At 41.4% G+C, this 19,496-nt stretch carries 18 protein-coding genes; 8 read left to right on the forward strand and 10 right to left on the reverse strand.

The window, feature by feature from the left end; genetic code table 11:
• Nucleotides 1–314 precede the first annotated feature (314 nt).
• Complete coding sequence (gene trpS, locus PTT44_RS08295; protein ID WP_004695576.1) at nucleotides 315–1,328, reverse strand: tryptophan--tRNA ligase; 1,014 nt, start codon at nucleotides 1,326–1,328, stop codon at nucleotides 315–317.
• Between the two features lie 197 nt (nucleotides 1,329–1,525).
• On the opposite strand from trpS, the gene PTT44_RS08300 reads away from it, so the two are divergent.
• Nucleotides 1,526–2,452, forward strand: a complete 927-nt coding sequence (locus tag PTT44_RS08300; protein ID WP_168158156.1) for a DUF808 domain-containing protein — start codon at nucleotides 1,526–1,528, stop codon at nucleotides 2,450–2,452.
• Between the two features lie 41 nt (nucleotides 2,453–2,493).
• On the forward strand, nucleotides 2,494–3,399 hold the full coding sequence (gene ypfJ, locus PTT44_RS08305; RefSeq protein ID WP_168158155.1) for a KPN_02809 family neutral zinc metallopeptidase: 906 nt from the start codon (nucleotides 2,494–2,496) through the stop codon (nucleotides 3,397–3,399).
• Nucleotides 3,400–3,453: 54 nt separating this feature from the next.
• Here ypfJ and PTT44_RS08310 read toward each other — a convergent pair whose 3' ends face one another.
• Nucleotides 3,454–4,002 (reverse strand): hypothetical protein, encoded by a 549-nt coding sequence (locus tag PTT44_RS08310; RefSeq protein ID WP_168158154.1) that lies wholly within the window; start codon nucleotides 4,000–4,002, stop codon nucleotides 3,454–3,456.
• A 223-nt stretch (nucleotides 4,003–4,225) separates the two neighbouring features.
• On the opposite strand from PTT44_RS08310, the gene PTT44_RS08315 reads away from it, so the two are divergent.
• The gene (locus PTT44_RS08315; protein ID WP_078425320.1) at nucleotides 4,226–5,725 is read left to right on the forward strand and encodes a cation:proton antiporter; all 1,500 of its coding nucleotides are present in this window, start codon (nucleotides 4,226–4,228) and stop codon (nucleotides 5,723–5,725) included.
• A gap of 114 nt (nucleotides 5,726–5,839) precedes the next feature.
• Nucleotides 5,840–6,163: an MGMT family protein gene (locus PTT44_RS08320; RefSeq protein WP_168158138.1), complete on the forward strand. Its 324-nt coding sequence runs from the start codon at nucleotides 5,840–5,842 to the stop codon at nucleotides 6,161–6,163.
• 43 nt (nucleotides 6,164–6,206) lie between these two features.
• Here the strand turns inward: PTT44_RS08320 and PTT44_RS08325 are convergent, their stop codons facing one another.
• The 6 genes from PTT44_RS08325 to carA all read right to left on the reverse strand — a co-directional run bounded on the left by PTT44_RS08325 (nucleotide 6,207) and on the right by carA (nucleotide 13,839).
• On the reverse strand, nucleotides 6,207–6,647 hold the full coding sequence (locus PTT44_RS08325) for a universal stress protein (protein ID WP_168158137.1): 441 nt from the start codon (nucleotides 6,645–6,647) through the stop codon (nucleotides 6,207–6,209).
• 513 nt (nucleotides 6,648–7,160) lie between these two features.
• Nucleotides 7,161–7,826, reverse strand: coding sequence for a hypothetical protein (locus PTT44_RS08330; protein ID WP_168158136.1), 666 nt, complete (start codon nucleotides 7,824–7,826; stop codon nucleotides 7,161–7,163).
• Nucleotides 7,827–8,045: 219 nt separating this feature from the next.
• Nucleotides 8,046–8,666, reverse strand: coding sequence for a CatB-related O-acetyltransferase (locus tag PTT44_RS08335; protein ID WP_168158135.1), 621 nt, complete (start codon nucleotides 8,664–8,666; stop codon nucleotides 8,046–8,048).
• Between the two features lie 211 nt (nucleotides 8,667–8,877).
• Complete coding sequence (gene greA, locus PTT44_RS08340) at nucleotides 8,878–9,354, reverse strand: transcription elongation factor GreA (protein ID WP_004695598.1); 477 nt, start codon at nucleotides 9,352–9,354, stop codon at nucleotides 8,878–8,880.
• A gap of 94 nt (nucleotides 9,355–9,448) precedes the next feature.
• Nucleotides 9,449–12,682, reverse strand: coding sequence for a carbamoyl-phosphate synthase large subunit (gene carB / locus PTT44_RS08345; RefSeq protein ID WP_010327274.1), 3,234 nt, complete (start codon nucleotides 12,680–12,682; stop codon nucleotides 9,449–9,451).
• Nucleotides 12,683–12,696: 14 nt separating this feature from the next.
• Nucleotides 12,697–13,839 carry a glutamine-hydrolyzing carbamoyl-phosphate synthase small subunit gene (gene carA, locus PTT44_RS08350; RefSeq protein ID WP_004695603.1) on the reverse strand — a complete coding sequence of 381 codons (1,143 nt, stop codon included), beginning with the start codon at nucleotides 13,837–13,839 and terminating at the stop codon, nucleotides 12,697–12,699.
• A 308-nt stretch (nucleotides 13,840–14,147) separates the two neighbouring features.
• On the opposite strand from carA, the gene PTT44_RS08355 reads away from it, so the two are divergent.
• Entirely contained in the window at nucleotides 14,148–14,594 is a 447-nt protein-coding gene (locus PTT44_RS08355; protein WP_010327273.1) for a hypothetical protein, read from the forward strand.
• 86 nt (nucleotides 14,595–14,680) lie between these two features.
• Here PTT44_RS08355 and PTT44_RS08360 read toward each other — a convergent pair whose 3' ends face one another.
• Both PTT44_RS08360 and yhbY read right to left on the reverse strand, forming a co-directional pair.
• On the reverse strand, nucleotides 14,681–15,220 hold the full coding sequence (locus PTT44_RS08360; RefSeq protein WP_005400429.1) for a DOMON-like domain-containing protein: 540 nt from the start codon (nucleotides 15,218–15,220) through the stop codon (nucleotides 14,681–14,683).
• Nucleotides 15,221–15,232: 12 nt separating this feature from the next.
• Nucleotides 15,233–15,556: a ribosome assembly RNA-binding protein YhbY gene (gene yhbY, locus PTT44_RS08365; protein ID WP_004982701.1), complete on the reverse strand. Its 324-nt coding sequence runs from the start codon at nucleotides 15,554–15,556 to the stop codon at nucleotides 15,233–15,235.
• A gap of 194 nt (nucleotides 15,557–15,750) precedes the next feature.
• Between yhbY and rlmE the strand changes: the two genes are divergently transcribed.
• The 3 genes from rlmE to folP all read left to right on the forward strand — a co-directional run bounded on the left by rlmE (nucleotide 15,751) and on the right by folP (nucleotide 19,413).
• Complete coding sequence (gene rlmE, locus PTT44_RS08370) at nucleotides 15,751–16,401, forward strand: 23S rRNA (uridine(2552)-2'-O)-methyltransferase RlmE (RefSeq protein WP_004695608.1); 651 nt, start codon at nucleotides 15,751–15,753, stop codon at nucleotides 16,399–16,401.
• A 132-nt stretch (nucleotides 16,402–16,533) separates the two neighbouring features.
• A complete protein-coding gene (gene ftsH / locus PTT44_RS08375) occupies nucleotides 16,534–18,426 on the forward strand; it encodes an ATP-dependent zinc metalloprotease FtsH (protein ID WP_005400430.1) in 1,893 nt (630 codons plus the stop codon).
• A 135-nt stretch (nucleotides 18,427–18,561) separates the two neighbouring features.
• Nucleotides 18,562–19,413, forward strand: coding sequence for a dihydropteroate synthase (gene folP / locus PTT44_RS08380; RefSeq protein WP_216076686.1), 852 nt, complete (start codon nucleotides 18,562–18,564; stop codon nucleotides 19,411–19,413).
• Nucleotides 19,414–19,496 lie beyond the last annotated feature (83 nt).

Below are 19,496 nucleotides of genomic sequence, written 5' to 3' on the forward strand. Positions count from 1 at the left end.
TTTGACAAATTTTAGGCAAAAAAATACGCAATGATTGGGGTATTCATTGCGTAGAACTACGAATCTGTTGTTACACAGTTTCGGTAAAAAGGAGAAACGTTATATCTCAGGGTTAATCTAAGCTATGGACTCATCATAAGGGCTGTGCATTCTTATTTCATGAGTATTCACGTTAATTACTGTAAATTTAGGTTAACAAACGACACTAAATGTCAGTTTTTGAGATGCATGTGGCTTATTTTTGTTTGTTTAGTGATCAAAAAAGCCTTTCTCAGTGAGAAAGGCTTAAATATGCGCTTTAGTTTAAGCTGGGTTTAGAAATGAAACACCCCTAAACCCGATTTAACTTCATCTAGAGTCTGTTGAGTGATATCACGACATTTGTCTGTACCAGTCTTCAAAATATCCATGATGTAATCAGGATCTTTCGCAAGTTCCATACGACGTTCACGAATTGGCGTGATCAGCTCTTTCAATACGCCTTCAAGACGTTTTTTCACCGTACCATCGCCCAAACCGCCACGGCGGTAATGTGCTTTCAGTTCTTCAACTTCTTCTTTGTTTGGATCAAACGCATCTAAATACGTAAATACGATATTACCTTCAACCTGACCTGGGTCTTCAACACGCAGGTGGTTCGGGTCGGTGTACATCGCATTAACAGCTTTTTTAATGTCTTTATCGGTTGCATCCAACACAATGGTATTGCCTAAAGATTTCGACATTTTGGCTTTACCATCAAAGCCGGGTAAGCGGCTCATATTGGAAAGCAGAGCCTTACACTCAGGTAGTAATTCCTGACCAATCTGACGATTTAAGCGACGTACGATTTCATTGGTCTGTTCGATCATTGGAATCTGGTCTTCACCTACAGGTACAACAGTTGCTTTAAATGCGGTGATATCTGCTGCTTGTGCAACTGGGTAGCATAAGAAACCAGCTGGAATATCTCGTTCGAAACCACGCATCTGAATTTCAGACTTGATGGTTGGGTTACGTTCTAAACGAGACACGGTCACAAAGTTGAGATACAACATGGTGAGTTCATTCAGCGCGGGTAAGCTCGACTGCACGCAAATGGTGGTTTTGGTTGGGTCGATCCCGACTGCTAAGTAATCTGTGGCAACTTCAAGAATATTGCGGCGAACTTTTTCAAAGTTATCTGCATTGTCAGTAAAGGCTTGCGCATCGGCCAATAATAAATGCTGATGGTGTGAATCCTGCAAACCCACACGTGAACGTAAAGATCCGACAAAGTGCCCTAAATGAAGTTGTCCCGTTGGACGGTCGCCTGTCAAAATAACAGGACGGTTGTCTTGATTACTCATTATCTATTTCCAAAGTCGTCGTAGCGACATGCTATTTTCAAAGAATGCAGACATTGTACGGCATAATCTTTTTCAATGTCAGTCTTAAAAAAACTGCAGTGAAAAAATTATAAAATCAGTTAAATTTCAAAAAACAAATATTCAAAAGCTTAGATCACAGATTAAAATGTCAAAATTCTCAAGATGGATAAAAATAAATGGCGAGTAGCTTATTAATATTACTAGATGATATTGCCACGATATTAGATGACGTTGCGGTCATGAGTAAAATGGCGGCAAAAAAAACGGCGGGTGTTTTGGGGGATGATTTAGCACTCAATGCACAACAGGTCAGTGGGGTTCGTACTGACCGTGAGCTGCCTGTGGTTTGGGCCGTGGCAAAAGGCTCTTTTGTTAATAAATTGATTTTAGTCCCTGCAGCGCTGTTGATTAGTGTGGTTGCACCGTGGCTGATCACGCCACTGTTGATGATTGGTGGTTTATTTCTATGCTATGAAGGGGTAGAAAAAGTCCTGCATAGTTTGCATCACAAAAAAGCCAAAACCGAAGAGGAAGCCAGCCAAGAATTAGCTGCGATTGAAACGGATATGGCGACTTTTGAGAAGGATAAGGTCAAAGGCGCGATTCGTACCGACTTTATTTTGTCGGCAGAAATTGTGGTGATTTCACTGGGGACTGTAGCGGCAGCAACTTTTTCAACCAAAGTTATGGTGTTGTCTGTAATTGCTATTTTAATGACCGTCGGTGTGTATGGTTTTGTGGCGATGATTGTCAAAATTGATGATTTAGGGCTGTATCTAACTCAGCAAGCCTCTTCATTTAAGCAAACTATTGGCCGTGGTTTATTGGCTTTTGCACCAAAGCTGATGAAGATCTTAACCATCGTGGGCACTATCGCGATGTTTTTAGTGGGTGGTGGCATTATTTCCCACGGCGTACCTTTATTGCATCATTTCACTGAAGGTTCAGTGGATTATGCTGAACATATTCCAACTGTGGGCAGCATTGTGGGAGCATTAACCCCAACACTGATTAATTTAGTGATCGGTTTTGTCGCTGGTTTGATTGTATTGGCTATTGTGAGGTTGATTAAAAAAGTTTGGCCGAGTTCAAAAAAGGCATAAACTGGATCGGGTCAGCATGAATTAAAAGAAGGAAAAGTGCTATGCGTTGGAAGGGACGTCGTGTCAGTAGCAATGTCGAGGATCGTCGCGGTGGTGGCGGTGTCAAGGCGGGTGGCATCAGTATTTTAGGGCTGATCGTGGCCTTTGTGGCATGGAAATTTCTAGGAGTCGATCCGCAGCAAGCCTACCAAGCCACTAAACAAGTGACCGCACAAACTGGAGCGGCAGAAACTCAAGGTTTGGATAACCCAACGCCTGATCAGCAGGAAGCGATGGACTTTGTCGGTACGGTACTGGCCGACACTGAAGACACATGGAGTCAAATTTTCCAACAGCAATTGGGACAACAATATGTTCCACCGAAGTTGGTGATGTTTTCAGGGGTGATCAATTCGGGTTGTGGTACTGCTCAGTCTGCAATGGGGCCGTTTTACTGTCCAGCAGATCAGAAAGTGTATATCGACACGACATTCTTTAAAGACATGCGAACTCAAATGGGGATTGGCGGTGAGCAAAACCAAACGGAGTTGGCACGCCAAGATCAAGCGGGTGACTTTGCTCAGGCTTATGTAGTGGCACATGAGGTTGGACATCATATTCAGACCATTTTAGGTATTTCTGAACAAGTGCAAAAGGCTCGTGCACAGGGCTCAAAAGCGCAAGGCAATGCTTTATCGGTACGCCAAGAGTTACAGGCTGACTGTTTAGCGGGGGTATGGGCGCATCATAACAATCAACGGACTCAGTTCTTAGAGCAAGGCGATGTTGAAGAAGCGATGGATGCGGCACATAAGATTGGTGATGATTACCTACAAAAACGGGCAACAGGGCAAGTGGTGCCTGATAGCTTTACCCATGGAACCAGTCAACAGCGTATGACTTGGTTTAGCACGGGCTTTAAGTCGGGGCAAGTTGAAAGTTGTGATACTTTTAATCAAGCCATTTAAGCCATAAAAAAAGAGGTGATTAATCACCTCTTTTTTTATTTCAATCAATTCTTTCTATCGGTTTAAGAACTGCTTAAAGTTTCGAGCAATACGGACGCTCACATATAACGCAATACAGGCAAATAACAACACCCCAAACACCACATACTTTAAGTTGCTCATATCCGCGCGGTAAAACTGCTGAATTTGCTCAGGCGTATAACGCAATGTTTTAACATCTTGTGTCCGTGTATCGAGATAACTGACTTGCTGAATATAGTTAAATTGCCCTGCTTTGAGTAGTTCAATTGACTGAATTTGGCGGGTATGTTGTTCGTTGTAGTCATCTACACAAATGTCGGTTAAATAATGATTACAGCTGAGTTTGGCGATATAACCCTGATTGGCCACATGCAAATAAATATGATCATCGGGTGCTGAAAGTAGAACCAGAGTTTGATCGGGACGAGAGTTCATTTTAAAACTTTGTGCTGAGGCAAAAGTTTGCTCGGCTTGTAAAATTTCTTTGGTTTTTGCAAAGCAGGTCAGAAACAACGCAAAGGTGGTTAGGAAAATAATCAGTGCGAAGAACATCCGAAAGATGGTTTTAAAAGTGAATTGCATAGGAGATCAAACTTGGCCAAAGGGAAAGTTCACGCATAAAAAACATGCATATGCGCTATGTTAATTCATCATCAGGAGAAATGTTAAAAAAATTATTTTTTTCGGGCGTTGATGTGAAAAATGATTAAAATATTTCGAGCATCAATGTGTATGAAATGAATTTTTATTCCATAGATAAGCACTGAAAGCCGCCATCTCCCCAACCGCCCAATTTGGAAGTTCAATGGGAAATTATTTTTTTCTACAAGTTTTTACCGTTATTTTTGCATTATCCATTGCAACGACTATTTTCAATAAACGTATTTTAGGTTTTCCCCAAGCCATTGGCGTCCCCATCGTTTCTGCCATTTTTGTCTTTATTTTACAGTGGGGCGCGAGCCTGTTGAGTGGTAATCAGTTTATTACCATCAATATTCATAACATTGAAGAAGCGGTTCGTCACATTGATTTTTATGACTTTTTAATCAATGGCGTGATTTGCTTCATTTTGACCTCTTCTGCACTGAAGTTCAAAGTCTCAGATTTACGTAGTTATTGGAAGCCGATCAGCATTTTAGCCAGTATTGCGTTGGTACTGTGCGCCGTGTTCTTTGGGGTGGTGCTCTACGGTTATCAGTTCATTATTGGGCAGCATGTCGATTTATTGGTGCTTTTGCTGTTGGGGGCTGCATTGGGTGCAACGGACCCGATTGGGATCAAAGGCGTGCTCAGTTCTGTACGCGCACCGCATCACTTAATGGTCAAGCTCGAAGGCGAATCACTGTTTAATGATGCCATGTGTATTGCCTTATTCATGACGCTCTTAAACGTCTTACAAGGTGAAAACTTTACCGTCATGGGCGTGTTGCAGACCTTACTCTATGAAATTTTTGTCGCCGTCATTATTGGTTGGGCCTTTGGTTTAGGGATATTGCGACTACTACGTGGTAAGCACGAAATGGAGTCTCTCATTTTGACCACCGCACTCTTGGCCTGCGGTTCGTACTTGGTTGCACTGTTTGCCCATGCTTCAGCACCGATTGCTTGCGTCATCGGTGGTTTGATTGTAGGGAACAAATGGAAAGAAATTTTACAAGAGCGCGAAATACGTGAAGTGAACCATTTTTGGCATACGGTTGAAGGGATTATTAACTCGTTCTTATTCACCTTAATTGGTTTGGAACTGTTTATTTTAGATCTCAGCTTTAGTCTGATTTTTGGTGGCATCGTCGCTTTTATTATTCTGCATGCTTCACGTTTTGCAGCGAACTATTTATCTTTTGCCTTTTTTCCCTCTTTCCGTAAGAAAAGCTATAACGGAAGTTTGGCGATTTTGTCATGGGGGGGGGTGCGTGGAGGGATCTCCTTAGCATTGATCTTAGCGGTAGCTAACGTGCCTGAGCTAAGTGAATATAGCAGTATTTTGATTGGTTATACTTTTATCGCCGTGTTGCTTTCAGGCATGGTCTGTGGCCTAGGATTACCTGCTGTGATGAATGCGTTTTACTACAATCCGAATGAGGAAAAGACAGGTTTTAAAGGCTGGTATCAACGTCTGTGTAATAAAATGAACCGTAAAGGCTTTAAGTACATTATTGGTGAAGATGCACAGGGTTTTGAGACGATTACTGTCTATCAGCCTGAAGCATTGATCGATGTTAAAGCAGATGACGGCATTGCTGCGGTGCATAACCCTGAACGAGTTCAGGAAGTGAAACGTTTGGAAAGTCCTGATAACTTTTAGTGATTTGCTCAACCAAAAAGCCCCTGTATTGGGGCTTTTTAGAATGAATGAGCTGGTTTATTTGAATCATATAACGATGTCATTATGGAATACTTAGAATAGGGCACATTTGAAATGGCAGAATCGATAGTCAAAGAACTGGCACCGATGATTTTTCAGGTGATTGCCCAGATTCCTTATGGGCGGGTAGCCAGTTATGGACAAATTGCACGTTTAGCAGGCATTCCCAAACATTCGCGTTTAGTGGGCTATGTACTAAAACATATGGATGTAGACAGTACTTTGCCTTGGTATCGGGTAATCAACTCCCAAGGGAAAATTAGCCTAAGTAAGCTGAATGATCAGGGACAGAACATTCAAGCACAGTTACTGATGTCTGAAGGTATTTTAGTGATTGGGGGAAAAGTGAAAATGAAAGAGTTTCAATGGAATATTTGAAATAGAAATGCTCTACCTCTGTGGAAGTAGAGCACTCGATGTATTACTGACGAACAACTAAAACAGGAATGTGCGCCTCACCTAAAACACTTTGTGCAACACTGCCTAGGAATAAACGTTTTAAACCTGTACGGCCATGAGAGCCTATGACAATCAGGTCTGCTTTAGATGTTTCAGCTTCTCTGATAATTTCACGGTGCACCACCTGACCTTCCAGTAGTTTTGCTTCAACAGGAATACCCAGATCGCTAAATTTAGCTGCTGCTTCGTCAAGTGTTTTCAAAACTGAAGTACGCGCACGTTCAATTAAGTCATTGGTTTGAGTTGCAGAAATGTATTCAGCTGCAATGTAAGGGTCAAGTGCAAGTACTTGAACGACTGTAATTTTGCCGCCAAATGCTTTTGCAAGTTCAGCGGCTTGCGCAACTGCTGCATATGAAGTTTCGGAACCGTCTACAGGGACTAAAATGTTTTGGTATGCCATGGTTGTTTCTCCTTATTATCAACTGATTATACGTGCAGATTTCTGTTCTAATGTATCACGGGTTAAATACAGCTTATATCTTGATAATAGCTGTATTTTTTAAAGAATAAAACCTAGTAAATTCATATGGATATTTGCATATGAAATGCTAATTTCTCACTTCTAAATTAGCACAAAAGCGTGTGAATAATAATCAATTTAACACTAAAGTTGAATGTAAATGTAGTGTTTAAGAAACATAGGCTTTGTCTAAAAAATAGCTTATATTTATGAATGGCTTATGTGTAGTTTTCTGCTTAAGGCGAAACGGTTCTGCATCAGTCGCGTGATAACGACTGAAAAGACATTCGTTATCTTTGAGGTGGACTGAAGTGTGAAAATTTTAGCGCTTAAGTTGGATTTGGTTAAATTATCACTAGATGGGGGAATGGCTTTCATTGAAAATAAAATATTTAGAAATTAATGAAAAGCTCTAATTAAATTAATCAAATTCAGATGGTGGAAAAAAGCAACCTAATCTAAGGATATGTTTTTATTTTTAATTAATTTGTAGGTGAAGAAAAAACATCCTCCTAAATAAAATACAATAAAAAATATTTTCAAATAATTCTCTTTCTTATATTTTTTATTGAAATAGATTTCATCATAAATAATATCGTTATTTTTAAGGTAAAAAGCATATTTTCTTGAGAAAAAATTGCTTTCAATATATTTGATATAAACCTCTTGATCAATTTTATTATAAAATGGGAAACTTAATTCTGAAATTGAACATTCAACTAGAATTGTCGATTTATTTTCTTTGTTTTCTAATGTTAGACTGTTATAAGATGATGGTTCAATTACACTATCCCTTCCAGTCATACTCCCCATTTGCCGTGTTCTAATTTTTGTTTCTTTAATCAAGTAGTAACCTTCAAAAACTTGACCATTATTCCAATAATAATTGGGATTTTTATAGAGTAATGATAGACAAGCATAAATTAAGCCTAGTAGCATTACTAGAATGATAAAAAAAGATTCTATTTTCTTATTTTCTAGATAAGCACATACAGAAAAAAGAACACCTCCATTAAATATTAATATATATGAGAAATAGCTTTCAAAAAATAAGAATGTAATAATTATTTGAAAACTAAAATAAATATAAATAATTTTATGTTTTAAAAATTTCTCCATATTGTGTAACTCCTATTTCTTAAGCAACTAATTATTCTTTTTCTAGATTTTTAAATAAAATATCTGATTTTTAATCCTAAAATATTGTTTCATTCGAGACGATTATTTGGTTCTATTTAAACCATTACTAGGATTATGAAGGAATCATCTCATGAAACTCTCTAAAAAATAAAGACTTACTATACGTCTAAAGGAGATTTTTGATGTCCGATATGATATTTATAGTTCTAAACACTGATAAAGTTTTTCTACATCATCTGTTTGTAACTGCTCCCGCATTTTTAAAAACTGCTTTTCATCTAAGTCATAGAGCTTCAGTGCAAGCAGTTTTTCTATATCTGCTTCAGGAAAGCGATACTTAATAATTTGGGCAGGTACTCCACCCACAACGGCATAGGGTGGAACATCTTTGGTCACGACAGCACCCGTTGCCACCACTGCACCTTCACCGAGTGTTACTCCCTGCATAATCATGGCACGTGAACCAATCCAGCATCCATCTCCAATGATGGTATCACCAGCGGGCACAAAACTACGTGTATCAAAAGGAAAAGCCGAAATCCAGTCAGTACGATGCAGTTGGTTACCACCCATCATAATGACGCATTCTGCGCCAAAACAGACGAAGTTGCCGATATAGAGTTGATCAATTGGTTTGTCTATGGTCGAGGGCTTATCATGCAAATAACGCACGACACAACGTTCAAAACCTTGATCCCAATACGCTGAATAGTAAGAGTAATTCCCTTTAATGTGAATATTCGGATTCTTCACCGTTTTAGAGATGAACTCAAACTCACACCAGTGTTTGACAGGAGAATTAATCAGTGGCTCAGACATAAAAAGACAGCGTTGAAGAGTGTGAGAAATTATAACAAATAAAAGTCTTGCTTTGATAAAGAGGGGAAATGAATACCCTAAATCTATCTCATTCTTGGAGTGAAATTTCCCACGTGGATAAGAAGAGGGCTAGGAAGAGCTATTTGGTAAAATACAAAAACAAAAAACCCCTCAATCGAGGGGTTTCTACAGCCGTAAATATCAAAGAAACTTAGATATATGCAACTTTCACAATTTCGTATTCAACTTCACCCTGAGGAGTTTGAATTTTTACCTCATCGCCTTCGCTTTTTCCCAAAAGGCCACGTGCGATAGGAGAGTTCACTGAAATTTTATTGATTTTAAAATCAGCTTCGTCGTCACCCACGATCATATAGGTCTTTTGTTCTTCGGTGTCTAAGTTTTCGATAGTGACTGTCACCCCAAAAACCACGCGACCGTTCTGTTCAAGTTCTTTTACATCGATAACTTGAGCCGCACCCAATTTACCTTCGATGTCTTGAACACGACCTTCACAGAAACCTTGTTGCTCACGTGCAGCATGGTATTCCGCATTTTCTTTTAAATCCCCGTGCTCACGTGCTTCAGCAATTGCCGCAATAATACGTGGACGTTCAATACTTTTTAATTGATGTAATTCTTTCTCTAAGGCTAATTTGCCTTGGGGAGTCATAGGATAACGTTGCATTGTTGTCCCTCAAGTCTATGAGTGTAAAAAATATAGGTTTATAAATGAAAAAAAGCCCGCCACCGAGAGGTGACGGGACTTCTCGGTAAACGAATTAACCTACAGTTTGTAAATCTTGCAAACGGTATACATCCATTGGCAATTGAATCGCAAAAGCTTGGCATACAGCATCAGCACCGTTCAAGGTCGTAGTGTTATACACTTTCGCTTGAAGCGCTGAACGACGAATCGAGAACGAATCTTGTTGAGCTTGTTTGCCTTCAGTTGTATTGATAATGAGGTGAACTTCGCCATTTTTCAAGCGGTCCACGATATTAGGACGGCCTTCAGTGACTTTATTTACACGTTCACACTCAATACCCGCAGCTTTAATGAACTCATAAGTACCGCCAGTTGCAAGTACTTTGAAGCCAAAGCCTACCAGTTGCTTCGCAATACCAACAGCACGAGGTTTGTCTGAATCACGCACAGAGATAAATGCATGCTTCACTTCGCCCTCTGTAGGAAGACCTGGTACGCGTTCATTCGAGCCTAACACAGCTTTGTAGAATGCTTCACCAAATGTTTTACCAACACCCATTACTTCGCCTGTAGATTTCATTTCAGGGCCAAGAATAGGGTCAACACCCGGGAACTTGTTGAACGGGAACACCGCTTCTTTTACAGAGAAGTGAGTCGGGATGATTTCTTTAGTGAATCCTTGAGATTCTAAAGACTGACCCGCCATACAACGCGCAGCAACTTTCGCTAAAGACTCACCGATACATTTAGAAACGAATGGCACAGTACGAGACGCACGTGGGTTCACTTCTAGGATGTAAACGTCTTCGCCTTTCACAGCAAACTGTACATTCATCAAACCAACAACGCCAAGCTCTTTCGCCATAGCAACGGTTTGACGACGCATTTCGTCTTGGATTTCAACTGAGAGTGAGTATGGAGGAATCGAACATGCTGAGTCACCTGAGTGAATCCCTGCTTGTTCAATGTGCTGCATAATACCACCAATCACAACGTCTTTACCGTCAGATACACAGTCTACGTCAACTTCGATCGCATCATCTAAGAAACGGTCAAGAAGAACTGGCGCTTCATTTGATGCTTGTACCGCATCACGTAAGTAGCGTTTAAGCTCTTCGTCGTTGTATACGATTTCCATCGCACGACCACCGAGTACATAAGAAGGACGCACCACCAGTGGGTAGCCTACTTTCGATGCTTCAGCCATACCTTCTTCAGCAGATTTTACAATGCTGTTGTTTGGCTGGCGAAGTTGAAGACGTTGAATCATTTGTTGGAAACGTTCACGGTCTTCTGCTCGGTCAATCGCATCTGGTGATGTACCGATAATTGGCGCACCTGCTTCTTCTAAAGCACGAGCCAATTTAAGCGGAGTCTGACCACCATACTGAACGATAATGCCTTTTGGCTTTTCAGTACGAACGATTTCAAGTACATCTTCCAAAGTGATTGGTTCGAAGTACAAGCGATCTGAAGTGTCGTAATCCGTTGAAACTGTTTCAGGGTTACAGTTCACCATGATGGTTTCATAGCCATCTTCACGCATTGCAAGCGCCGCGTGCACACAGCAGTAATCGAATTCGATACCTTGACCAATACGGTTAGGACCACCACCGATCACCATGATCTTATCTTTATCAGATGGGTTTGATTCACACTCATCATCGTAAGTTGAGTACATGTAGGCAGTGTCAGATTCGAATTCTGCTGCACAAGTATCCACACGTTTGTAAACTGGCGTCACGCCCAAGTTCCAGCGGTGCTTACGGAATTGTTTTTGTGAAATACCCATCAAGTTCGCGATGCGAAGGTCAGATAAACCTTTACGTTTGAACGAACGGATGTTGTCTGCGTTTAGATCACCAAAACCTAAAGTTTTGATTTCATTTTCAGTTTTGATGATGTCTTCGATTTGGATCAAGAACCATTTATCGATTTTCGTCGCTTGGAACACGTCTTCTAAGGTGAAACCATGACGGAATGCGTCAGCCACATACCAAATACGCTCTGGACCCGGAACTTTAAGTTCAACCAAGATCTTTTCTTTCGCGCCTTCAGTTCCTACTGCGATTTTTTCATCAAAACCACACGCACCCACTTCAAGACCACGAAGTGCTTTGTTTACAGACTCTTGGAAGTTACGACCAATGGCCATTACTTCACCCACAGATTTCATCTGTGTGGTCAGTGTTGCGTCTGCTTGTGGGAATTTTTCGAAGTTGAAACGTGGAATTTTTGTTACCACGTAGTCAATTGCAGGTTCGAACGAAGCAGGAGTCGTTCCGCCCGTGATGTCATTTTTTAATTCATCAAGGGTGTAACCAACTGCTAGTTTCGCTGCAATTTTTGCAATCGGGAAACCAGTTGCTTTTGATGCAAGGGCAGATGAACGCGATACACGCGGGTTCATCTCGATGATCACCATACGGCCAGTATCTGGACAGATACCGAACTGAACGTTAGAACCACCTGTCTCAACACCAATTTCACGAAGAACTGCTAAAGATGCATTACGCATCAATTGATATTCTTTGTCTGTCAATGTTTGCGCAGGCGCAACAGTGATTGAGTCACCTGTGTGCACGCCCATTGGGTCAAAGTTTTCGATTGCACAAACGATAATACAGTTGTCGTTTTTGTCACGAACAACTTCCATCTCGTATTCTTTCCAACCAATTAAAGACTCATCAATCAATAATTGTTTGGTTGGAGAAAGATCGAAACCGCGTTCACAGATTTCAAGGAATTCTTCTTTGTTATAAGCGATACCGCCACCTGAACCACCCATCGTGAATGACGGACGGATAATCACAGGGAAGCCGAAGCGCGCTTGAATCTCTAGAGCTTCTTCCATGTTTTCAGCAATCGCAGCTTTTGGACATTCAAGACCAATTTTACGCATTGCTTCATCAAACAGTTTACGGTCTTCAGCTTTTTCAATCGCTTCTTTAGTCGCACCAATCAATTCAACATTGTATTTTTCTAAAATACCGTTGGCATCCAGTGCAAGCGCACAGTTCAATGCTGTTTGACCACCCATTGTAGGAAGGACAGCATCTGGACGCTCTTTTTCAATGATTTGAGCAACAGTCTGCCAAGTGATTGGCTCAATATAAGTTGCGTCTGCCATCGCAGGGTCGGTCATAATGGTTGCTGGGTTAGAGTTTACCAAAATAACACGGTAGCCTTCTTCACGAAGAGCCTTACATGCTTGCGCACCTGAGTAGTCAAACTCACATGCCTGTCCGATGACAATCGGACCTGCACCAATAATTAAGATACTTTTAATGTCTGTACGTTTAGCCATGATCGCTTCCTTAATTACTTCTTAGATGCTTCGATAAGTTCGATGAAATGATCGAACAATGGTGCGCAGTCATGCGGACCAGGGCTTGCTTCAGGGTGACCTTGGAAGCTGAACGCTGGTTTGTCTGTACGATGAATCCCTTGAAGAGTTTGATCGAACAAAGACTTGTGCGTAGCTTTCAAGTTTGCAGGAAGAGTTTCTGCATCCACTGCGAAGCCGTGGTTTTGAGAAGTAATCATCACTGTGCCTGTTTCCATGTTTTGAACAGGGTGGTTAGCACCGTGGTGGCCATGCGGCATTTTCACCGTTTTTGCACCTGAGGCAAGTGCAAGAATTTGGTGACCCAAGCAAATACCAAAGACAGGTAGGTTGCGAGCGTCTTCTACAATTGTTTTTACAGCTTCAATTGCGTAGTCACATGCAGCTGGGTCGCCAGGGCCGTTCGATAAGAACACGCCATCTGGATTCAATGCAAGCACGTCAGCAGCAGGGGTTTGTGCAGGCACGACAGTGAGTTTACAACCGCGGTCTGCAAGCATACGTAAGATGTTGGTTTTGACACCGTAGTCGTATGCAACAACATGGAATTTAAGTTCAGGTTGTGTGAAGCCTTTGCCTAATACCCAAGAACCTTCTGTCCATTCGAAACCAGTTGGGTCACAGCATTCTTTAGCTAGGTCTAAACCATTTAAACCACCAAATGCGCGTGCTTTTTCTAAAGCCTGCTCTTCAGTAATATTTTCACCAGCAAGGATGCAACCATTTTGCGCACCTTTGTCACGCAAAATACGGGTTAATTTACGCGTATCAATATCTGCAATTGCGACAACATTATGTTCTTTTAAGTATTCGCCTAAAGATTGCGTTGATCGGAAGTTGCTATGCAATAAAGGTAGGTCACGAATAATTAATCCGTTGGCCCATACTTTATGAATTCGACCTGACTCAGCGTCTTCATCATTACAACCTGTGTTACCGATATGAGGGTAAGTTAAAGTCACAAGTTGCTGTGCATAACTCGGGTCAGTCAAAATTTCTTGATAGCCAGTCATGGCAGTGTTGAAAACGACTTCACCAGTCGTACTACCCGATGCACCAATAGACGTTCCTTTAAAGATCGTACCATCGGCAAGGGCTAAAATTGCTGGGGTGCTCAAACCAAAGCTCCTGAAATTTAGGCTGTAAAAAAGCGAGTAGACGAAAAAAAAGGAAGGCTATCTAAAAACCTACCCTCCCTATGTCTGCTCGCTTGAACTTAACATGGCACTATACGCAACTTCACTAACAAAGTCCATGCCAATAAGATGGAATTAACAAGATAAAGTGCTTTTATTTTGTAGCGGATACTGTTTCTAAGTTTTGTAAAGAAAAATGTAACAACAAATAATTGTCTAACAAATCAAAATCTAAATTTTATCGAATCACGCTAAGCTGTCGCTGTATATATAACAACAGGAATAACATCATGACTGAACAAGACAAAGTGACCAAACCAAAGCCAGCGTTGAAAGAAGTTGTTGCAGAAAGCACTGAAAAGCTTGAGCAAGTGGCGAAAGAAGCAACAGAGCAGGTCACTGAAGCTGTAGTTGAAAGCAAAGAAAAGCTTGAAGCTGAAGCGAAGCAGTTGAATGCCAGTGTGCAAGAGCAACTCCGCCAGTTTAAACAAGATCTTTTACTGCGCTTAGAAACCATTAAAGGGCAGTTATCGAACTCTCAAAAAGACTTAACTGAACTAAAAGAGTTTGTTAAAACTGAGTTTACGGCTGTTTTAGATGACTTGACCAAACTAGGTAAAGAGTTAAAAGGTGATGTCAGCGAAATTTCAGTAAAACATAAAGATCAGTTGACTGAAACTTTCAAACGTTCAAAAGAACACACCTTAGATGCATGGAATAAGGTTTCAAGCAAGTAATCTCGCTGTACGAGGCTCAAGATTAAGTGCATAAAAAAGTGAGGTCATGGCCTCACTTTTTTATTGATCTGATTTATTTGTCTGGATTAAAACTGATGCAACCAATCACGTTTATTGTGAAAGTCAGCTTGTTGGCCACTATGCTGCATGGCATAGAACTGTTGACCTTGTGACGTATTCAACACCGCGGATAAACCCAGATATAGGTCAGCCCATTTGAGTTTGTGTTGCAGCATAAATTCAGTCAGATCAATGCTGACATTTAAACCATAGTGGGTGCGCTTCAATTGATTGAGTTCAATATCGTAAGCGATCTGTGGCGGCATATCTTCAGGATAACGATATTCCTCAAACTGATAGGCCTGCCAAGCTTGCGAAGGGGAGAGATTGATCTCGCGATAATAATCTTCGCCTTTTACCCCGATAAAGACTTCAAAACAGGTGTTTTCCCATAAAAAGTCTTGACGAGGATTTGCATTCACGACTTCAGGCCAGTGCATGTACAAATTGGGATCGCGTAACCAAAAGCCGATATTGAGAGCATATGGGCTTTGTTGTTCAATCGCACCAACAAGCGAAATAGCTTGAAAGCGACGATCAAATGCACTGAGTTCGTAACTTGCCATAAAAAACTACAATTATTTTGCTGCGTGAGCGAAACGAACTAAATTAGACAATTTGGCATTTTGTTTCGCCGCTTTTTTGTAAAGCAAAGCAATTTTACCAATGGTCTGTACAATTTCTGCACCTGTAGTTGAGGCAATTTCTGCAATGATTGCAGCGCGCTCTTCACGGTCTTCACCCGCGATTTTGACTTTAATCAATTCGTGGTCGTTTAAAGCACGTAAAATTTCTTCAACGACATTTTCAGTCAGACCTGAACCGCCAAGCATTACCACAGGGTTTAAAGCATGACCGATTTGACGCAAACGCTTGCGTTCCTGAATGGATAAAGTCGCCATAAAGATAACCTAATTTTAAAAACGGCTTAGTATAACAAACTGCGAAATTAAACGCTGTATATTCTGTGGAAATAATCGATTTAGATAATAGAAAAAAACAACTAAAACCCAAGATTTGGATACAGATGTATACTGCAAGCCTAGAGAATTTAACGTACAATTAAGTTTAAGAAATTTTAATGTTTTAGAGAGATATGGCAACACGCATTACCAACCAAAAGTTATCCAAAAGTAGCCGTGCGTGGATGAGAGAGCACCTTGATGATCATTTTGTGAAAAAAGCGCAAAAAGAAGGTTATCGAGCACGTGCAGCTTATAAGTTACTTGAAATTCAAGAAAAATATAACATCATTCGTCCAGGCATGACCGTGGTTGATTTGGGTGCCGCACCTGGAAGTTGGTCACAAATTGCAGGAAAGTTGGTCGGTGATCGAGGATTGGTGGTTGCATCTGATATTTTGGAAATGGATGCACTCCCAGATGTGACCTTCTTGCAAGGTGACTTCCGTGAGCAAGAAGTATTCGATAAATTGTTAAATATTTTAGATGGACGTAAAGTAGACGTTGTAATTTCAGATATGGCCCCCAATACTTCAGGTAACAAGGCTGTAGATCAACCTCGCCAGATTTACCTCTGTGAATTGGCCATCGATTTTGCTACGAAAGTGCTCGGTCCAAATGGTCAATTTGTTGTAAAGGTATTCCAAGGTACAGGCTTTGACGAGTTCCGTAAGCAAGTAGTCGACAACTTTGATGTGTTAAAGACAGTAAAACCTGCTGCATCACGTGCCCGATCTAAGGAAGTATTCTTAGTTGGGCAAGGCCGTAAGAAGGCTTTCAAATAAAGTTTACTTGCCAAGTCGTTAAAAATTGTGCATTTTGTACCTTTTTATTATTTTGCGAAGCTGATCTTCAGCAGAAACTTTAAGGTCACCCGATAGGGCATGATCAAATTAGATTGATATGGGAATAAAGCTTTGAGCGATCTCTTCAAGAATGCCATATTGTGGCTAGTGATACTGGGCGTACTGATCCTTATTTTCAGTAATGTCAGTAGCAATGAAAAGCCGACAGCGATGAATTATTCAGAGTTTGTTGCTGCGGTGAATGCTGGTCAAATTAAGCAAGTGACAATTGATGGCGAACGAATTCATGGCCAAAAATCAAACGGTTCAGAGTTTGAAAGTATTCGTCCTGCGGTTCAAGACCCAGAGCTTATGCCTAATCTGATTAAAAATAACGTTGTCGTTGAAGGTACTGCACCTGCACGTCAAGGTTTATTGATGCAACTTTTGATCGCAAGCTTCCCTGTACTTTTAATCATTTTGTTATTCATGTTCTTTATGCGCAACATGGGTGGCGGAGCAGGTGGTAAAAACGGTCCAATGAGTTTTGGTAAGTCAAAAGCAAAAATGTTGGCAGAAGACCAAATTAAAGTGACTTTTACCGACGTCGCTGGCTGTGATGAAGCAAAGCAAGAAGTTGTAGAAATTGTTGATTTCTTAAAAGACCCTTCAAAATTTAAACGTTTAGGTGCAACGATTCCTAAAGGCGTGTTAATGGTGGGTCCACCGGGTACAGGTAAAACTTTACTTGCAAAAGCAATTGCAGGCGAAGCGAAAGTACCATTCTTTAGTATTTCTGGTTCTGACTTTGTTGAAATGTTCGTGGGTGTGGGTGCGTCTCGTGTCCGTGACATGTTTGAACAAGCGAAACGTCATGCACCATGTATCATCTTTATTGATGAGATTGATGCTGTGGGTCGTCATCGTGGTTCAGGTACAGGTGGTGGTCACGATGAGCGTGAGCAAACCTTGAACCAAATGTTGGTGGAAATGGACGGCTTTGAAGGTAATGAAGGTATTATCGTCATTGCTGCTACAAACCGTGCCGATGTACTGGATAAAGCTTTACTCCGTCCAGGTCGTTTTGACCGCCAAGTAATGGTTGGTCTGCCAGACATTAAAGGTCGTGAGCAAATTTTAAATGTTCACATGAAAAAATTACCTTCAGTGACTGGTGTCGATGTACAGGTGCTTGCACGTGGTACGCCGGGCTTCTCAGGTGCACAATTGGCGAATCTTGTGAACGAAGCTGCATTATTTGCTGCGCGTCGTAACAAGAACACTGTCGATATGCATGATTTTGAAGATGCAAAAGACAAGTTGTACATGGGCCCTGAACGTAAGTCGATGGTGATTCGTGAAGAAGAGCGTCGTGCAACCGCGTATCATGAAGCTGGTCATGCGATTGTGGCTGAAATTCTACCGGGTACAGACCCTGTACACAAAGTGACCATTATGCCGCGTGGTTGGGCGTTGGGCGTAACATGGCAGTTGCCTGAACATGACCAAACCAGCCACTATAAAGACAAAATGTTGAATGAACTTTCAATTTTGTTTGGTGGTCGTATTGCTGAAGAAATCTTTATCAACCAAATGTCGACAGGTGCTTCAAACGACTTTGAACGCGCAACTAAAATGGCACGTGCGATGGTGACTAAGTACGGTATGTCTGACAAACTTGGTGTAATGGTGTATGAAGATGATTCTCAGCAATCATTCATGGGCAGCATTGGTAGTCGTACGATTTCTGAAGCAACGCAGCAGCAAGTAGATGCTGAAGTTCGCCGTATCATCGATGAGCAATACCATGTAGCACGCAATATCTTGGAAAACAATAAAGATATTGCTCATGCGATGGTGAAAGCTTTGATGGAATGGGAAACGATTGATCGAGAGCAAATTCGTGACATTATGGAAGGTCGTGAGCCACAACCACCAAAAGTGTATGTTGCAGAAAATCCTGTGATTGATGTAACTCCAACAGATGGTCCAAGCACACCGCCACCATTACCATCAGCAACTTAATTTTTAAAAGTTAAAATAAAAAACCACCTTCGGGTGGTTTTTTATTGCGCGACTATTCACTACTGATGAAGAAAAATAAGCGCGTAAAAGTGGGGAACGCGTTAAGATAACGCGAGTTGAACTGGAGAATATCACATGCAATTGATGGCTTTGCCAAAGAAAATCCTACGTTGTGGTGAGCTATCACTCGATCTATCGGTACCGCATGTGATGGGTATTTTAAATGTGACGCCAGACTCGTTCAGTGATGGCGGCAAACATAATGGCAAAGCACAAGCGCTTGCGCATGCTCAGCAAATGATTGCGGATGGGGCGACAGTCATCGATGTTGGGGGGGAATCTACACGTCCAGGTGCCTCTGTAGTTGAGGTTGAAGAAGAGATTCGTCGTGTCGTCCCAGTGGTGGAAGCTTTGGCTGAACTTGATGTGGTCATTTCAATTGATACCTCTCAACCTGAAGTGATTCAAGCTGGAGTCGCAGCAGGCGCACATATCTGGAATGATGTGAGAGCATTAACACGTCCGAATGCTTTAGAGACGGCAGCTAAACTGAATATTCCAGTGATTATCATGCATATGCGTGGTGAACCAACCACCATGAATGGTTTAGATCAATATGATAATGTCACTCTAGATGTCATGACTGAGCTTTCCCAGCGCGTGTCGGATGCACTCAAGGCTGGTGTCAAAGCTGAAAATATCATGATTGATCCGGGTTTTGGCTTTGCTAAAAATGCAAAGCAGAACCTTAAGCTTTTAAAAGAATTCCATCAGCTAAATCAGCTCGGGTATCCTATCTTGTCCGCATTGTCACGAAAGCGCTTTATCGGAGAAGCTTTAGGCGGGGCCGATGCAGGGCAGCGGGCCGTGGGTTCTGTAGCGGGACATTTGTTGAGTATTCAACAAGGCGCGTGTATGGTGCGCGCCCATGATGTTAAAGCCATGAGTGATGCGATCAAGGTTTGGCAAGCGATGAATATGGCTTAATGGGGCGGCGGAATGCGGAGCTAATGATTTAATTTGAAAATTTGATCTATATCAGATTGTTAGACTGGCAGCATCTTCAGATG

Source organism: Acinetobacter sp. Gutcm_16, from assembly GCF_028649355.1.
Lineage (GTDB): Bacteria > Pseudomonadota > Gammaproteobacteria > Pseudomonadales > Moraxellaceae > Acinetobacter > Acinetobacter johnsonii.

Excerpts from the sequence above, each read along its gene's own strand:
- PTT44_RS08335 (WP_168158135.1), bottom strand. The coding sequence starts at position 8,666 with ATGTCTGAGCCACTGATTAATTCTCCTGTCAAACACTGGTGTGAGTTT.
- ypfJ (WP_168158155.1), top strand. The coding sequence starts at position 2,494 with ATGCGTTGGAAGGGACGTCGTGTCAGTAGCAATGTCGAGGATCGTCGC.
- rlmE (WP_004695608.1), top strand. The coding sequence starts at position 15,751 with ATGGCAACACGCATTACCAACCAAAAGTTATCCAAAAGTAGCCGTGCG.
- PTT44_RS08310 (WP_168158154.1), bottom strand. The coding sequence starts at position 4,002 with ATGCAATTCACTTTTAAAACCATCTTTCGGATGTTCTTCGCACTGATT.
- folP (WP_216076686.1), top strand. The coding sequence starts at position 18,562 with ATGCAATTGATGGCTTTGCCAAAGAAAATCCTACGTTGTGGTGAGCTA.
- carB (WP_010327274.1), bottom strand. The coding sequence starts at position 12,682 with ATGGCTAAACGTACAGACATTAAAAGTATCTTAATTATTGGTGCAGGT.
- PTT44_RS08330 (WP_168158136.1), bottom strand. The coding sequence starts at position 7,826 with ATGGAGAAATTTTTAAAACATAAAATTATTTATATTTATTTTAGTTTT.
- PTT44_RS08360 (WP_005400429.1), bottom strand. The coding sequence starts at position 15,220 with ATGGCAAGTTACGAACTCAGTGCATTTGATCGTCGCTTTCAAGCTATT.
- greA (WP_004695598.1), bottom strand. The coding sequence starts at position 9,354 with ATGCAACGTTATCCTATGACTCCCCAAGGCAAATTAGCCTTAGAGAAA.
- PTT44_RS08355 (WP_010327273.1), top strand. The coding sequence starts at position 14,148 with ATGACTGAACAAGACAAAGTGACCAAACCAAAGCCAGCGTTGAAAGAA.
- PTT44_RS08320 (WP_168158138.1), top strand. The coding sequence starts at position 5,840 with ATGGCAGAATCGATAGTCAAAGAACTGGCACCGATGATTTTTCAGGTG.
- yhbY (WP_004982701.1), bottom strand. The coding sequence starts at position 15,556 with ATGGCGACTTTATCCATTCAGGAACGCAAGCGTTTGCGTCAAATCGGT.
- trpS (WP_004695576.1), bottom strand. The coding sequence starts at position 1,328 with ATGAGTAATCAAGACAACCGTCCTGTTATTTTGACAGGCGACCGTCCA.
- PTT44_RS08325 (WP_168158137.1), bottom strand. The coding sequence starts at position 6,647 with ATGGCATACCAAAACATTTTAGTCCCTGTAGACGGTTCCGAAACTTCA.
- PTT44_RS08315 (WP_078425320.1), top strand. The coding sequence starts at position 4,226 with ATGGGAAATTATTTTTTTCTACAAGTTTTTACCGTTATTTTTGCATTA.
- PTT44_RS08300 (WP_168158156.1), top strand. The coding sequence starts at position 1,526 with ATGGCGAGTAGCTTATTAATATTACTAGATGATATTGCCACGATATTA.